Origin of the sequence: Prochlorococcus sp. MIT 0701 (assembly GCF_000760295.1) — a bacterium.
Taxonomy (GTDB): Bacteria; Cyanobacteriota; Cyanobacteriia; order PCC-6307; family Cyanobiaceae; genus Prochlorococcus.
This window is the reverse complement of sequence record NZ_JNBA01000030.1, coordinates 19,488-33,885: the sequence shown is the minus strand read 5'-3', so window position 1 is coordinate 33,885 and position 14,398 is coordinate 19,488. Positions and strand designations below refer to the sequence as shown.

General features: G+C 51.0%; 17 protein-coding genes. 6 read left to right on the top strand and 11 right to left on the bottom strand.

Translation table 11 applies throughout. The annotated features are described in order from the left end of the window. Nucleotides 1-11: 11 nt before the first annotated feature. The gene (locus tag EV12_RS08250; RefSeq protein ID WP_036914394.1) at nucleotides 12-512 is read left to right on the top strand and encodes a GNAT family N-acetyltransferase; all 501 of its coding nucleotides are present in this window, start codon (nucleotides 12-14) and stop codon (nucleotides 510-512) included. A 3-nt stretch (nucleotides 513-515) separates the two neighbouring features. Here EV12_RS08250 and EV12_RS08245 read toward each other — a convergent pair whose 3' ends face one another. The 4 genes from EV12_RS08245 to EV12_RS08230 form a co-directional block, all read right to left on the bottom strand. Beyond that, nucleotides 516-1,211 carry a TIGR04283 family arsenosugar biosynthesis glycosyltransferase gene (locus EV12_RS08245; RefSeq protein ID WP_036914391.1) on the bottom strand — a complete coding sequence of 232 codons (696 nt, stop codon included), beginning with the start codon at nucleotides 1,209-1,211 and terminating at the stop codon, nucleotides 516-518. Nucleotides 1,212-1,735: 524 nt separating this feature from the next. Next, complete coding sequence (locus EV12_RS12930; protein ID WP_052039543.1) at nucleotides 1,736-2,755, bottom strand: hypothetical protein; 1,020 nt, start codon at nucleotides 2,753-2,755, stop codon at nucleotides 1,736-1,738. 83 nt (nucleotides 2,756-2,838) lie between these two features. Then, a complete protein-coding gene (locus tag EV12_RS08235) occupies nucleotides 2,839-3,546 on the bottom strand; it encodes a TIGR04282 family arsenosugar biosynthesis glycosyltransferase (protein WP_036914389.1) in 708 nt (235 codons plus the stop codon). 6 nt (nucleotides 3,547-3,552) lie between these two features. Beyond that, nucleotides 3,553-4,707, bottom strand: a complete 1,155-nt coding sequence (locus tag EV12_RS08230) for a trypsin-like peptidase domain-containing protein (RefSeq protein WP_036914387.1) — start codon at nucleotides 4,705-4,707, stop codon at nucleotides 3,553-3,555. A gap of 99 nt (nucleotides 4,708-4,806) precedes the next feature. Between EV12_RS08230 and dnaA the strand changes: the two genes are divergently transcribed. After that, a complete protein-coding gene (gene dnaA, locus EV12_RS08225; RefSeq protein ID WP_036914386.1) occupies nucleotides 4,807-6,198 on the top strand; it encodes a chromosomal replication initiator protein DnaA in 1,392 nt (463 codons plus the stop codon). Nucleotides 6,199-6,274: 76 nt separating this feature from the next. Next, nucleotides 6,275-6,847, top strand: coding sequence for a peroxiredoxin (locus EV12_RS08220; RefSeq protein ID WP_036914538.1), 573 nt, complete (start codon nucleotides 6,275-6,277; stop codon nucleotides 6,845-6,847). Between the two features lie 65 nt (nucleotides 6,848-6,912). Here EV12_RS08220 and EV12_RS08215 read toward each other — a convergent pair whose 3' ends face one another. The 5 genes from EV12_RS08215 to EV12_RS08195 all read right to left on the bottom strand — a co-directional run bounded on the left by EV12_RS08215 (nucleotide 6,913) and on the right by EV12_RS08195 (nucleotide 10,446). Next, nucleotides 6,913-7,713 carry a class I SAM-dependent methyltransferase gene (locus tag EV12_RS08215; RefSeq protein WP_241477279.1) on the bottom strand — a complete coding sequence of 267 codons (801 nt, stop codon included), beginning with the start codon at nucleotides 7,711-7,713 and terminating at the stop codon, nucleotides 6,913-6,915. A 14-nt stretch (nucleotides 7,714-7,727) separates the two neighbouring features. Beyond that, the gene (locus EV12_RS08210; RefSeq protein WP_036914382.1) at nucleotides 7,728-8,087 is read right to left on the bottom strand and encodes a hypothetical protein; all 360 of its coding nucleotides are present in this window, start codon (nucleotides 8,085-8,087) and stop codon (nucleotides 7,728-7,730) included. Nucleotides 8,088-8,276: 189 nt separating this feature from the next. Then, nucleotides 8,277-8,522, bottom strand: a complete 246-nt coding sequence (locus EV12_RS08205) for a 2Fe-2S iron-sulfur cluster binding domain-containing protein (RefSeq protein WP_036914380.1) — start codon at nucleotides 8,520-8,522, stop codon at nucleotides 8,277-8,279. Then, nucleotides 8,519-10,039, bottom strand: coding sequence for a cobyric acid synthase (locus tag EV12_RS08200; RefSeq protein WP_072014300.1), 1,521 nt, complete (start codon nucleotides 10,037-10,039; stop codon nucleotides 8,519-8,521). The genes EV12_RS08205 and EV12_RS08200 overlap by 4 nt, the downstream gene beginning before the upstream one ends. Further along, a complete protein-coding gene (locus EV12_RS08195; RefSeq protein ID WP_081939913.1) occupies nucleotides 10,036-10,446 on the bottom strand; it encodes an Npun_F0494 family protein in 411 nt (136 codons plus the stop codon). Before EV12_RS08195 ends, EV12_RS08200 begins: the two co-directional genes overlap by 4 nt. A 42-nt stretch (nucleotides 10,447-10,488) precedes the next feature. Between EV12_RS08195 and EV12_RS08190 the strand changes: the two genes are divergently transcribed. Beyond that, a complete protein-coding gene (locus tag EV12_RS08190) occupies nucleotides 10,489-11,151 on the top strand; it encodes a Maf family protein (RefSeq protein WP_052039542.1) in 663 nt (220 codons plus the stop codon). Between the two features lie 41 nt (nucleotides 11,152-11,192). Here EV12_RS08190 and psbC read toward each other — a convergent pair whose 3' ends face one another. Together psbC and psbD are read right to left on the bottom strand one after the other, a co-directional pair. Further along, complete coding sequence (gene psbC, locus EV12_RS08185) at nucleotides 11,193-12,587, bottom strand: photosystem II reaction center protein CP43 (protein ID WP_036914378.1); 1,395 nt, start codon at nucleotides 12,585-12,587, stop codon at nucleotides 11,193-11,195. Then, on the bottom strand, nucleotides 12,571-13,626 hold the full coding sequence (gene psbD, locus EV12_RS08180) for a photosystem II D2 protein (photosystem q(a) protein) (RefSeq protein ID WP_036914375.1): 1,056 nt from the start codon (nucleotides 13,624-13,626) through the stop codon (nucleotides 12,571-12,573). Before psbD ends, psbC begins: the two co-directional genes overlap by 17 nt. Here psbD and EV12_RS08175 point away from each other — a divergent pair. Both EV12_RS08175 and EV12_RS08170 read left to right on the top strand, forming a co-directional pair. Further along, on the top strand, nucleotides 13,625-13,831 hold the full coding sequence (locus EV12_RS08175) for a hypothetical protein (RefSeq protein WP_036914372.1): 207 nt from the start codon (nucleotides 13,625-13,627) through the stop codon (nucleotides 13,829-13,831). The two genes, psbD and EV12_RS08175, sit on opposite strands and share 2 nt — an antisense overlap. Next, the gene (locus EV12_RS08170) at nucleotides 13,821-14,396 is read left to right on the top strand and encodes a photosystem I assembly protein Ycf4 (RefSeq protein WP_052039541.1); all 576 of its coding nucleotides are present in this window, start codon (nucleotides 13,821-13,823) and stop codon (nucleotides 14,394-14,396) included. Before EV12_RS08175 ends, EV12_RS08170 begins: the two co-directional genes overlap by 11 nt. The last annotated feature ends 2 nt before the right edge of the window (nucleotides 14,397-14,398 follow it).

Below are 14,398 nucleotides of genomic sequence, written 5' to 3'. Positions count from 1 at the left end.
AGCACTGCTGTGTGATCAGCTCCTGTTCGCTAACGCCGGAGGTGCTTGAGCAGGCCTATGGGCATGGAGCACGAGAGTGCCCGTCTTCGAATGAGCAGATCAAGCTTGTCTTCAGTCAAAACCGTTCATTCGATCTTGTTGAGCTTGAACAATTGCTGGAGGCTGTGGGCTGGAGTCGCCGGCCGATGCGTCGAGTGCGTCGGGCACTTGATCACACTCTCCTCAAGGTTGGTCTTTGGCGCCATGATTCCCTGTTGCCTCGTTTGGTTGGTTTTGCTCGATGTACAGGTGATGGAGTTCTTGAAGCCACAGTGTGGGATGTAGCGATTCACCCCATTTATCAGGGGGTGGGATTGGGTAAGCATCTAATGGATTACACCCTTGAATCTCTTAAGGAGATGGGTATTGAACGGGTCACGCTCTTCGCTGATCCAGGTGTTGTCGATTTCTATGAGCGACAGGGTTGGACTCTGGAGCCTGATGGCCACCGATGTGCTTTCTGGTATGCCTAAGGGCTATCGGTAATAGACCGTCGACAGCAGCTTGGCTTCGTCTCCTCTGCGCCAGCGTCTACGCAATTGGGCGTTTTGCCAGGCTTGATTCAGTAGACCTAGCCGTTGCAAACGACGGCCATCGGTGTAAAGGGGTAATCCCAGGCTCAGCAACCTGACTTGGCAAGAGAGTCGCTGTACCAAATCGAGATCTTCCATCAAAGGGATGGGTTTGTATCCCCCGATGTGTTGGTAGAGCGTTTTGCTGATGAGCAAGCCTTGATCGCCATAGGGCCGTTGTAGCCAATTGCTGCGAAGGGCCACCGCTAGTTCCAATAGACGCAGTTTTGATCCCTTCCCTTGGATTTTGTAGTCGAAAAACCAAGCATTCAGCTCTCCTGCTGACTGAGTAATCACTGCTTCAACGACAGCGGGCCATTGGGGGGGGAGGCGGCTGTCAGCATGCAGGAACATCAACCAAGTTCCTTTTGCATGGCATGCTCCATGGCTGAGCTGAGCACCCCGATTGGGATTGGCTACTGGCAATACTTGAGCTCCTGTGAGTTGGGCAACGAGTTCTGTGTCATCAGAGCTGCCAGCATCAACGATCCAAAGGTCAAGGGGTGTCGGCCAGCGTTGAAGATCGGCCAACAGCAGTGGTAGACGGCTGGCTTCATTCAGGCTCGGCACAATCACGCTGAGGCTGGGCACTTCGCTCATGTTTGATATTGCAGAAAACTGCCTGATTGGATTGGCTTAGAGGATCACGATAAATATGGTTGATTGGCTTGTTGTTTAAGCAACTCAATGGCGAGATCCCATAAGGGATATTTGTAGGAGCCGCTCTAAGGAAATTGGTATTGCATACTTGCAGAGTACATCTGCTTGCGATAAAGATTGACCAGAGTGCCTCGCTAAACGGATTAGAGAGCAAGCTTTGGCTAATCAAACATTGAAGAGGATGACTAGTTATATCTTGGCTATTGTCATGGAAGGGCGTGAAACTTAGGCAGGTAAAATCTGCAAGAGATATAGGCCTGTATACGTAGTCTTTGGAGCTGTATAGTTGTGAAACTTCAGCAAGAGTTGATTGGACTTTGCTGAAGCATATAAAAGCCCCGAAGTTGTGTATGACTTTGTGATTGCTTTGATTGAGGCTCGCTAATTTAGCAGTGGTCTATAGATAATTTGATCAGTCTGTCAGTTTTTTACGTTAGCAATAAGTCGCCGATTTGATGCTTAGATCAGATGTCTGAAATGGGAGTGATGGTTGCATTTGGCATTGGTTGTGAAAAGTCGTTTGCTTGAATTTTATGAATCATAAAGAGATCTTCGGTTAGGAGAGTTTGTTCAAGTGGGGAGGCGATTGACTCTAAAAGGATAGATTCGTGATGCTGGTTGATTTCACTTGTATCAGCAATATTCATGGCATTGACCCATGGAGGAAGATTGCCTCCCTTGCCTTGTCCGGCCATGATCTGGATATCAGGATCATCATTATCCTTGTCTCTACTGTTGTTCACTCCGTCACCATCGCTATCCTTGTCATCGCCAAAATGGTAATCCCAATCTCTCCAATTAGGTGTGCCGTCACCATCTAGATCATCTCCACATCCGGTTAGATCATCTTCGTCTTCTGTCCCTAATCTATTGTCATCATCCCAAAATCTATCCCAGCCTTCCACGAAATCATCGAACCATCCACTTTGGGTCCCTCCTGCTACGATTTCTTTTGCCATATCTTGAATGTCTTGAATATCGCCAAGGAATTCGTCCATATTTATAAAGTTGCTAGGATCAATGAGGCGATTCACATTTAAACTTTCTTGATCAAAGCTAAGATGATCTACGGGCTCTTTATTGTCATCTTCAATCGGTCCATCTGGAGCATTATGACCTAGTGGTGTCATCGTTGGAAGCTTTGGTCTGTCTGTGTTGCTCTCGTGATTGAGGTCTATCGCGCTCTCCTTGATTGTCGGCTCAGAATTTTCTTCGGAATTTGGATCGATAACTTCTGGGTTAAGCCTATTAAGCCCAATCTCTGTCTCGAAGGATTTTGGAATTTGAGCATGTTCAAATGATCTTTCAATTAACCTTTTTTGCCCTAGTGCCTCTCTACCTCTTTTGAGGGGATATCTATCTGGCTGTATATCCTGCTGAAGATGTGTTTTGAAGTTCATTGCTTTGAGGTCGTGGGGAGGGATCTCTTCCTCGGTGAACACACCATCTCCCAAATCTTTGGCTGAGGTGATGACCCACCTCACTTAGAGCTGTGATGTTGCTCACTGATAAGACGTTTTGAGCGGCACTACTTCACTTTTGAAAAGGGTATTTTGTTTTTGAAGACTCATTTTATAGCCTTAATCGAGTTGTTTCCTGGTTCATATCTTTGTGATATCAATCCTTCCTCGCATGCTTGCCATGGTGAAAGATCTTCAAGGCAATCGAGATCGTTTTGTTCGCGCAGCAAGCAAGGCATCACGCCTGCATCTGCTGCTTTCTGCAGTGTGATTTGCAGTACCCGATTGCTCCCCCAGGGAATGCCGCAGAAGGGCCAGCGTGTTACGGGCTTTACCAAGCGTCCTGAGAGTCCAAGTAACCAGTAGCCCCCATCAGTAGCGGGTCCAAGCACGAACTCATGCTCTTGCAAAGCCTCTAGGGCCTGAAGCAGATCTCGATCGCACAAATTTGGCAGATCCGTGCCGATTAGCAGTGTGGTGCGACCTGCGCTGATTTTTGGATTGTGTCGCTGCTGTGCTCGCAAGACCTGTCGGCGCATCCGTTCACCCAGGCTTCCGTTCCCTTGCAGCTCCACAACGTTCATGCCCTGATCGTCTGCCCAGCGCTTGGCTGCCTTGGGAGCGAGGCCAGTGATCGCTAATTGCACCTCGACTAGACCTCTATTGGCAAGATTATTTGCCACGCTCAGAGTGTGTTTGGTAAGCCTGGCCTGGATAGATGCTGCACGCACTATTCCAAGATTGGTGGCCAGTCTTCGTTTGCATCTGCCTGCTGCCGGCCAGCGGGCCATCACAACCAGCGCTGGTTTTGACATGTCAATTCACCCCTGGCGCGGTAGTTCTGCTGGTTTCACGATTAATTCGATCGTCTTCTCGTTTCGTTCAAGGGTGAGCGGCATGGGTTGGCCAACCTCCCCACGATCAACGGCAAGTTGTACTTGTGAAGGGTCGCGGACGACCTCACCATTGACCTCACTAATTAAGTCGCATTGGCGCACGCCGGCTTTGTCTGCAGGGCTGCGAGACATCACTTCGACAACGAGAACAGCATTAACTTCAGGAACCTGGCATTCCCCTCCTGTTGCGTTGATTTCTTTGGCTAGCTGGGGGGTAAGGCTCTGAAGCCTTACCCCGATATAGGGATGAGAAGCTTGCCCTCTCCCCACGATTTGTTGGGCAATTCGTTTGGCCAGGTTGATCGGTACTGCAAAACTCAGCCCGCCTCCTGGTGCAACTTTGATGGCAGTATTGATTCCGATCACCTGTCCTGAGGCATTGATGAGTGGTCCTCCGCTATTGCCTGGGTTTACGGCGGCGTCAGTTTGGATGTAGGGAACTCGTTGCCCTCCCCCCAAGGCGTTGGTGCGGTCGACGGAGCTGATGATGCCTGCAGTAACGGTGTTGTTTAGTCCAAGAGGATTGCCGATAGCGATTGCCCATTGACCAGGCTTGATGTTGTTGGAATTGCCAAGGGGGGCCACGGGAAGCTTCTTCGCCACGACTTTGACCACGGCTACATCGGTGAGGGGATCACCACCAAGCACTTTGCCGCTGTAGTTGCGGCCATCTGGAAGGGTTACCGATACCTGTTCTGCCCCATCAACCACATGCGCATTGGTGAAGATCAGCCCGTCAGAGCGTGTGATGAAACCTGATCCCTGGCCTGCTTGCCGTTGGATGGGAGGTCCGCCGCCGAAGAGGTTGCCAAGGGGGTTTGCCACCCGTTTCACCGTGTCGATGCGCACCACTGCCGGACCGACTTGTTCCACAGCAATCACGATCACATTGGTGCCAGGCTGCAGAGGCGCTGACTTGGGTGGATCACTGACGACAGGGGTGTTGTCTGGGCTTGTCTTAGAACCAATGCCGATGCGTTGACGTAACCCTTCGTTGCAGCCACTTAGGTTGATGCTGATGAGGACCAAGCCAAGCCATCTGATCGGATGCAGCCTGTGGGCAGATAGGGCAAGGGTCATGACAAACGCAGGTGCCAGGGAACGAGAACATCAGGGTCTTATTAAAGACGGCTTGCTCGATAGAAGTTGCGTAGATTCAGCCATCGAAGGGGAAAGGATGTGGTGCTAACGGGCAATGAGCTGTGGTCCAAGGTGCAGCAGGCCCTTCAGCACAATCTCAGCAAACCTACGTTTGAGACATGGATTCGTCCTGCTATTTGCAGTGGTTTTCGGGACGGGGAGTTGACTCTGCTTGCTCCAAATAGCTTTGCAAGTAACTGGCTTCGCAAGAATTACGTTCAGACAATCGAGGCGGCTGCGGCGAAGATTTACGGCCAGCCAGTGAGGGTTTCCGTTCAGGCTCAGGAGGAAGACTCTGCTGAGAGGGTGTTGCCACCAATGGCATCGGCGCCCATTCCTTTGCCTGCTGCAGAAGCAACCACTGCCTCAACAGTCCCTTCTAGTGGCCCGCGGCGGATTCTTCCAGGCCTGAACCTGCGCTATGTCTTCAATCGGTTCGTCGTGGGGCCGAACAGTCGCATGGCCCATGCTGCTGCGTTAGCCGTTGCAGAAGCTCCTGGGCGAGAGTTCAATCCTTTATTCATTTGCGGCGGTGTTGGCCTGGGCAAGACTCATCTAATGCAGGCTATTGGTCACTACAGGCTTGAGATCAATCCCGAAGCAAAGGTGGCTTATGTTTCTACAGAGACCTTCACAAATGACTTAATTCAAGCTATTCGCAAGGATGGTATGCAAGCTTTCCGAGATCGATATCGGGCTACTGATTTGATTTTGGTTGACGATATTCAGTTTATTGAAGGCAAGGAATACACCCAGGAAGAGTTCTTTCATACCTTTAATGCTCTCCATGAAGCAGGTAGGCAGATTGTGATCGCTAGTGATAGACCTCCAAGTCAGATTCCAAAGCTTCAAGAACGCCTAATCTCTCGATTCTCTATGGGCTTGATCGCTGATATTCAGTCGCCTGACCTTGAGACCCGCATGGCAATTTTGCAGAAGAAGGCGGAACAGGAACGCATGATGCTGCCTCGCGATTTAATTCAGTACATCGCTGGGCGCTTCACATCCAATATCCGTGAACTTGAGGGGGCTCTTACCAGGGCAGTTGCCTTCGCTTCGATCACGGGGCTGCCGATGACAGTTGAATCGGTGGCACCAATGCTTGACCCTAATGGTCAAGGGGTGGACGTTACCCCACAACAAGTGATTGATAAGGTCTCTGAGGTTTTTGACGTGACTCCTCAAGATATGCGTAGCAGCAGTCGTAGGCGGGCCGTTAGCCATGCTCGGCAGGTGGGCATGTATCTGATGCGTCAGGGCACGGATTTGAGCTTGCCTCGTATCGGTGAGACTTTTGGCGGAAAGGACCACACCACAGTGATGTATGCCATCGAGCAAGTGGAGAAAAGGTTATCCAGTGATCCTCAGTTGGCCAGTCAGGTTCGGCGTGTGAGGGATCTGCTGCAGATTGATTCACGCCGTCGGCGATAGGTTTCAAAAATTTGATCATTTGACAAGATCAGATGAGGTGTATGAGATTTTGTTTGCATCAACCTCAGCCTTTCCAATGCCTTTCCTTCAAAGCGTTCCAGATGTCACCTTTAAGACTCGCGTGCGCGATGAATCTGTGGCCGGGTCTAATCCATTCCGCTGGCAAGACCTTACTAGTGCTGAAATCTTTAAGGGGCGGAAGGTTGTTTTGTTAGCCCTCCCAGGCGCTTTTACTCCTACGTGCTCATCCAATCATTTGCCACGTTATGAGGAGTTGCATGCAGAACTTGTTGCCCAAGGTGTTGATCAGATTATCTGTCTTTCAGTGAATGATGCTTTCGTAATGTTCCAGTGGAGCAAACATTTGGGTACCAAGAATATCTTTATGCTCCCTGATGGCAATGGAGAGTTCACTCGTAAAATGGGCATGCTTGTTGAGAAATCGAACCTAGGTTTTGGTTTGCGTTCCTGGCGCTATTCGATGCTAGTGAATGATTGTAATATTGAAAAGATGTTTGTTGAGCCTGGCTTTAGTGATAATGCTGATGGCGACCCGTTTGAGGTCTCTGATGCCGATACGATGCTCGCCTACATTAAGGGTGTACAACCAGCTGGTGTTAGTTCCCCGCGCCGTGAATTCGAGGGTTAAACCCTTCACTTTTGTGCTGCCTATTTGTTACATATAAAGCTCATTGTTGATTTTCCTTCTCTCCTCTATATCTTACGTAACAGGTAGCAATCCTCTTCTAGCACTGAGTCTTTATTCTCAAGCTCTTTGACTTCGTCAAGTTGCTTTGAGAGGTTGATGTAATTTGCTTGATCGATCAATTTGTAGCCTAAGAGATTCTCGTGGAATGTTTCGCTGAGTGTATTGGGAGAAAACTTTCCTATACCGTAGCCTTTTTCGCTGAATTTCCTTAGCCTTTGGAACATTGCCTTAGAAGCTTCGCTTGGTTTGAATGCATTCAGTGCTAGAAGGCTTCCGGCTGTTTGTGTTTGCTGTAGATGTTTGAAAAGTGAATTGACTGAGTCTTGTGAAAGCCAGTATAAAAGCCCTTCCATGAGAACAAATGATTGGCGTGAGGCTATCCATTGACTTAATGAATCGAATAGCTTTTTGTTTTCGCTGCTCTTATTGAGGTCTGTTGTAGGGAGGAATAGAATGTCTCTTTCTGGTAGTAGCTGAGAGGATTGAAGCTTCTGGATCCTTTGCTGCTTTGACTCGATCAGGTTGGGCTTGTCTACTTCACAGGATGGTATGGGAGTGTTGAGTAGATAGGGGTAATTGGTGAATCCAGCCCCAATATTGATAAACACTCCTTTTGTTGCTTGAATGCTGAACTCTCGAAGCCTTTTTAGAAAGAATCGATGCCTGAGGCAGTGAGCAATATCTTCGGATTCGCCTACCTCCTGAAGGTATCGATTTGCAAGCTTCTCAGCTGGCTTGGTGACCCATAAATGTGCAAAGTTGTCGAGACTGATGTTGGTATATTTTGCCCTAAAGCAATTAACCACATGAGCTGAGGCGTCTACTCCAGGGAGCACTTTGTTTTCTTTGTTGCAATCACTTTAGCGAGCTGTTGATCTTTCATGGCAGCAGAGTCATCAAGAGATGATTGGGCAGCTGAAGTTATCGACAGCGCAGCTTGCCGATTAGCAGGCTCAAAAGTAGAGCGGCTGCTCCATGCCCTTGCAAAAGTGTTGTACCAAGGATTCAATCCAAGGAGAGGTGGCTTAAGCAGGCTTGAGCGTCTGCCTCCTACAACGTCGGCACAGCAGCTAGCTTGGATGTCTAGATATGGCAGTAGTCGATGTAGGGCAATGCCGATGTCACAACTTGCGAGAATTGCTCGTAGAAGTGCCCACCAAGCCAGGCTGTTTCTAGGCAAAAGCCCATGAGTAGGAATTGGCTTGCGTCAGAAATAATCACTAGTGCAGCCATTCATTGTCACTCGCCGACTATTAGTGCCTGAATTTGTTTCTCCCCGGAGAAAGTCGTCAGTGCTAACCCCTCTGTGGCTCCTGCAACAGCTGTAAGGCAAATGCTGTTTACAAAGGATTGATAGCTCTGCGATAGATCACCAGAAAGGATCGTTGGCGAAATCCACTTTGAGTTGGCATGATTTCGCTCTGGGAACGATGGCGATGCAGGCTCGCACCACTTCTCCATTCACCTCAATCTCACAAGCGCCACAGCTGCCTTGTAAGCAACCTGTGGGAATGATGATCCCTGCGTCTCGAGCAACCTGGAGCCAATCAATCCCTGGTTTTGTAAGGGAGATTGTGCCATTCGGCCATTGAATTTCAATCTCAGCGACAGTCATGTTTCCAGCAGTGAGTTGATGTTGACATGTTCTTCGAAAACATCGGCGAGGCGATTGAGTAGTTGTTCTCTTTGTTGTCCATGGTGGGGTATATCGGTGGGCAAGTCTGCTAAACCCTTTTGCCTCCTTATCAGATTGAGCCACAGCCTTCGCCAGCGACCATTCTCAAAAATTCCGTGCAGGTAAGTTCCCGCGATTTGGCCGCATCTCTCATTTTTACTGACCCAACCCAGCGAGGGATCGTCAGCCATAGGTAGGACAGACTCATTGCTCCCTTGAATGAGTTGGCTATTTCCATGGTGTAATTCAAACCCCGTCACCTTGGCATTGTCTGGCCACTGGGTGATCATTTGGCATTGTCGTAGAGCCTTACTGCGTTTGAAAACGGTATCTATAGGCAGCAGATTGAGTCCTGCCATGCTGCTTGATGAGTCTGTTGTTGTGAAGCCTTCCAGACCTAGTGGATCTGCCAGAGTTCGCCCAAGCATTTGCATGCCGCCACAGATGCCCAGCACATGGCCGCCGCTTTGGGCGTAGGTTTGCAACTGCCGGCCTAAATCACTGCGATTTATGGATTTTAGATCGCGCAGTGTCTGCTTGCTGCCGGGAATGATGACAGCATCTGGTGTCCCGAGGAATGTGCCGGGTTCCACCCAACGCAGTTGAACTGTGGGTTCTGCTTCTAACGGATCGAGATCGGAGAAATTACTTAGGGATGGCAATTTCAATACAGCGATTTCGATCTCGGCATCATTCCTTTTGCCTCTTCTCTCCAGTAGATCAAGGGAGTCTTCGGGCGGGAAGAGCTCTTCCAGCCATGGCATTACACCGATGACGGGAATACCGGTTTTGGCTTCTAGCCAATCGCGCCCTTCATCAAAAAGTTCGCGTCGGCCACGGAAACGATTGATGAGTAGCCCGCGTATCAATTGCTTTTCTACAGGCTTAAGTAAAGACAGGGTTCCAATGATCTGGGCAAAAACACCACCGCGTTCGATATCGGCAACGAGCAAACAGCGGGCACGCAGGAACTGAGCCAATCGCAGGTTGGTGAGGTCTCGGCGTTGCAGGTTGACTTCCACTGGGCTGCCTGCACCTTCCAAGACAAGCCGGCCATGGGTGTAAGAGCACTGAAGGTCTTTTAGCGCCTCACGGATGACGCTCCATCCAGGTCGGAACCATTGCTCGTAGTAGGTCTCGGCACGCGCCGTGCCAACGCTTTGACCCAGATGTATGACTTCACTTGTGCTGTCTCCCTGGGGTTTGAGCAGCACAGGGTTCATGGCGCATTGGGGCTCGAGTCCTGCCGCCCAAGCTTGCAGGGCTTGTGAATAGGCCATCTCTCCGCCACTCTCGTCAACCCAGGCGTTGTTGCTCATGTTTTGCCCTTTGAAGGGTATGGGTGTTTCGCCTCGCCGAAGCAGCAGCCTGCAGAGAGCGGCGGACATTAATGATTTACCAGCTCCACTGGATGTGCCTAACACCATTAGGGGGGTAGACATCCCATCGGTGCTCATTGTCTGGGCCAAAGTCGACGCAGATTGTGTTGCAGTCTTTCGAAAAACCCAGCTCGTTGTGTTGGTAACCCTGGTGTCTGTTCAAGTAGCTGGCGGCCCAAGGGGGTTAGACGGATTTTTGCTGTCAACCCCTGCCCATCGACTTCACGGCGCAACACACCAACGGTAATCAACCAGCGAAAAGCGGCTTCAACAGCGTCAGCACGCTGAAACCAGCTGCATCCAGGCAAGCAGTATTGCCGGGCTTGCTGCCAAACGCTCTCAGCATTGAGCCCTGTTGTTTGGGCATCGGTATAAAACCTGGTGTCAAACCGTAGGCAGCGCATGGCTTGGGAAGCACGTTTTTTACTGCGCATGTCAAGCAATTCCATCTCGCTTGTCATGGCAACGGTGGCAAGGTCGACCATTGATGGCAGCCTACGAACTTGTTCTCACTGCTGTAATTCATTGTGTTGATGCTTGCCTCGGCTTCTCCAGCCCGCCGTCGACTGCTTCAACAGGCCTTGATCCCCCATCAAGTGATGGTGAGTGGGGTGGACGAATCAAGCTTTCAACATAATGATCCCAGCCATTTGGTGCAGCTTTTGGCGCAGGCCAAGGCTTCGGCAGTGTTGAACCAGCTAGCCGATAAGCGCTCTGCAGATCTCTTCAAGGATGAGATTAAGGCTGTGCTCGGCTGCGATTCAGTGTTTGAGTTTGAGGGTGAGATCTTTGGCAAGCCTTTGGATGCCACTGTTGCGGTGAAACGCTGGCGGCGCATGTCAGGGCGAAGTGGTGTCTTGCATACGGGGCATTCCTTGTTGTCAGCCTGTCAATCAGCGGATACAGCCTTGGAAGTCGCTCTGGATGGGCTATTGACAGAAACTGTCAGCACTCGTGTTTACTTTGCGCAGTTGAGCCAATCGGAAATTGAGGCTTATGTCGCGACTGGAGAGCCACTGCGATGTGCCGGTGGATTTGCATTGGAAGGTCAGGGAGGTATGGCTGTAAGTCGTCTTGAAGGTTGCTACAGCAATGTGATTGGCCTAAGTCTGCCTTGGTTGCGAAAAGTCCTTCCTGGTTGCTGGGGTATGTCTTCATCAAAAAACCCTCGCCGCAATGGCGAGGGTTGAAGGTTTTCCCGATTAACAAGATCGATGCTTGATATTGAGAATCAGTCCAGATCAGGCATTGACAAGGCTGGTTCGGTCTTACGATCGATGCCTTTTTCAAACCCGGCTGCAACAGCTCTGGCTCGCCCTGCGTGGAACCAGTGCCCCACGATGGTGAACCAAGCTAGGAAGAACGCGTGACCAGCTAACCACTGGCGAAGGTTCACGAAATTCACCGAGTTGGGCTCGGTGATGATTCCACCTACTGAATTGATGGAGGCGTTGGGGGCGTGGGTCATGTATTCAGCAGCACGGCGCACTTGCCATGGCTGAACATCGTTCTGAAGCTTTTCAAGGCTCAGGCCGTTGGGGCCACGCAGTGGTTCTAACCAAGGACCACGGAAGTCCCAGAAGCGCATCGTTTCTCCACCAAAGATGATTTCACCAGTAGGAGAACGCATCAGGTACTTACCAAGGCCTGTTGGCCCCATGGCAGAACCAATATTTGCGCCAAGGCGTTGGTCACGAACAAGGAAGGTGAAGCTCTGTGCTTGAGAAGCTTCGGCGTTCGATGGACCGTAGAACTCTGATGGATAGGCGGTTACGTTGAACCAAATGTAGGCCGTGGCAATGAAACCACAACAGCTCAGGCCAGCGAGGGCATAGCTGAGGTAGGCCTCTCCGTTCCAGATAAAGGCTCTACGAACCCATCCCCATGGCTTGGTGGCAATGTGGAAATGGCCGCCAACGAATAGAAGAACAGCAACGTAAATGTGACCACCAACGATGTCTTCCATTGAGTTGACACCAGTGATCCAGCCGTTACCTCCCCAGGGAGAACTGAACAGGTATCCAAAGATCACACCTGGATCAAGTGTGGGGCTGGTGATTAATCTCACGTCGCCACCACCTGGAGCCCAGGTGTCATAGATGCCGCCAAAGAAGCAGGCCTTGAGGATCAGAGCAAGAGCTCCCCAGCCTAGAAAAATCAGGTTGTAACCAAGAATGTTGGTCATCTGATTCTTGTCTTTCCAATCAAGCCTGAAGAATGGAGAGATGTAATTCTCCAATTTTTCAGGGCCGGCTAAGGAGTGATAGACCCCACCTAAGCCGAACACAGCAGAGATGATCAAGTGCATCACCCCGCAATGGAAGAACGGGTAGATGTCGACGATTTCGCCACCAGTACCAACGCCATAACCAAGCGCTGCCACATGTGGCATCAAGATCAGGCCTTGCTCGAAAATTGGCTTGTCGAAGGTGAAGTGACTGACTTCGAACAGGAGCATGGCTCCCGCCCAGAAAGTCATCAGACCTGCATGGGCAACGTGGGCGCCAAGTAGGCGTCCAGAAAGGTTGATCAGCCGGGCATTACCTGCCCACCATGCGTAACCGGTGGATTCAAGGCTGTATCCCCCGGCATTCTGCAGTATGGAAGATTTAAAGGGCGTTTCCACGTGGCATTACCTCTTCAGGGAATACAAAGTTTTCGTGAGGTTGGTCCGCAACGGACATCCAGGCTCGGATACCTTCGTTGAGAAGAACGTTCTTGGTGTAGAAGGTCTCGAATTCGGGGTCTTCAGCGGCGCGGACTTCCTGCGACACGAAGTCGTAGGCCCGCAGGTTGACGGCTAAGCCGACGATGCCAACCGACGGAGTCCACATGCCCATGACAGGCACGAACAGCATGAAGAAGTGCAGCCAGCGTTTGTTGGAGAAGGCGATTCCGAAGATCTGGCTCCAGAAACGGTTGGCGGTGACCATCGAATAGGTCTCTTCTTCCTGGGTGGGGTCAAATCCTTTAAAGGTGTTTGACATAGCGCCATCCTCGAACAAGGTGTTTTGCACCGTTGCGCCATGGATGCCACAGAGCAGAGCACCACCGAGGATTCCTGCTACTCCCATCATGTGGAAAGGATTCAGAGTCCAGTTATGGAAGCCCTGCAGGAAGAGAATGAAGCGGAAGATTGCTGCAACCCCAAACGAGGGAGCAAAGAACCAGCTGTGTTGTCCTAGGGGGTAAATGAGGAAACACGCCAGGAAGACAACGACTGGTCCAGAGAAGGCGAGTGCGTTGTAGGGGCGTATGCCAACCAAACGGGCAATCTCGAACTGTCTCAGCATGAAGCCGATCAGAGCGAAGGAGCCGTGTAGGGCTACGAAGGTCCAGAGGCCACCAAGCTGACACCAGCGCACGAAATCACCCTGAGCTTCAGGGCCCCATAGCAGCAGCAAGCTATGACCCATCGCATCTGCGGGGGTGCTTACAGCGGCACTAAGGAAATTGCAGCCTTCCAGATAGGAACTTGCAATGCCGTGGGTGTACCAGGAGGTAACGAAGGTGGTACCGGTAAACCAGCCTCCCAGAGCCAAATAGGCCGTGGGGAGCAAGAGAAGGCCGGACCAGCCAACAAAAACGAAGCGGTCGCGCTTGAGCCAGTCATCGAGGACGTCGAACCATCCCCGCTGAGGCGCGCGTCCTACAGCGATCGTCATGGGAAAAAAAAACGGTGCGGGTCTGCCGCAAGCTGTGGGATACCTCAAGACATTAACAATCCCCAAGGGGCCTTTGGAAGAGAGTTGCCTTGAGCTGAAACCCCTTGTAGTAGTGCTGTTGATCGTTTGGCTTACTTCAACTTTGCCCGTTGCTCGCCGTCTCAGTCCAGAATGGAGATTCATATTGGGCAGTCATGTCAGCTGATCTGCAGGGAACCCCTAAGGCCGGAGATGCTTCTCTAGAGCGGCTTGAGCAACCGGTCCTCGGTTTTCGACGTCTCTCCAATCAGCTCTTGGCCGCAATCGTCACAATCGGCGGTCTGGGCTTCACACTTACGTCCCTGTCTAGTTTTTTGGGGCGAGATCTTCTCCCCATCGGCAAGCCTTCGACTCTTCTTTTCGTGCCTCAGGGCTTGGTGATGGGTCTCTATGGCCTAGGAGGTTTGCTTCTTGCGACCTATCTCTTGGCGATGATCAACGTCAATTTGGGTGCAGGTAGCAACAGCTTTGACAAGGCTTCCGGGATGGTGAAAATTTGCCGTCGCGGATATTTCAAGCTGATCAGCGTGGAGTTCCCCCTTAAGGATGTCAAAGCCGTCAAGGTTGAGGTGCGCGATGGCTTCAATCCCCTTCGCCGCTTGTCCTTGCGGGTTCAAGGTCGGCGAGACATCACTCTTACCCGCGTCGGTCAGCCTCTCCCCCTTGCACAGTTAGAGCAGGATGGTGCTGAGCTAGCGCGTTTTCTTGACGTGAATCTTGAAGGGCTCTGAAT

Coding starts and splice junctions, on each gene's coding strand:
- EV12_RS08245 (WP_036914391.1), bottom strand. CDS start 1,211: ATGAGCGAAGTGCCCAGCCTCAGCGTGATTGTGCCGAGCCTGAATGAA.
- EV12_RS08235 (WP_036914389.1), bottom strand. CDS start 3,546: ATGTCAAAACCAGCGCTGGTTGTGATGGCCCGCTGGCCGGCAGCAGGC.
- EV12_RS08230 (WP_036914387.1), bottom strand. CDS start 4,707: ATGACCCTTGCCCTATCTGCCCACAGGCTGCATCCGATCAGATGGCTT.
- EV12_RS08220 (WP_036914538.1), top strand. CDS start 6,275: ATGCCTTTCCTTCAAAGCGTTCCAGATGTCACCTTTAAGACTCGCGTG.
- EV12_RS08205 (WP_036914380.1), bottom strand. CDS start 8,522: ATGACTGTCGCTGAGATTGAAATTCAATGGCCGAATGGCACAATCTCC.
- EV12_RS08200 (WP_072014300.1), bottom strand. CDS start 10,039: ATGAGCACCGATGGGATGTCTACCCCCCTAATGGTGTTAGGCACATCC.
- EV12_RS08195 (WP_081939913.1), bottom strand. CDS start 10,446: ATGGTCGACCTTGCCACCGTTGCCATGACAAGCGAGATGGAATTGCTT.
- EV12_RS08175 (WP_036914372.1), top strand. CDS start 13,625: ATGGGAAAAAAAAACGGTGCGGGTCTGCCGCAAGCTGTGGGATACCTC.
- psbD (WP_036914375.1), bottom strand. CDS start 13,626: ATGACGATCGCTGTAGGACGCGCGCCTCAGCGGGGATGGTTCGACGTC.
- EV12_RS08170 (WP_052039541.1), top strand. CDS start 13,821: ATGTCAGCTGATCTGCAGGGAACCCCTAAGGCCGGAGATGCTTCTCTA.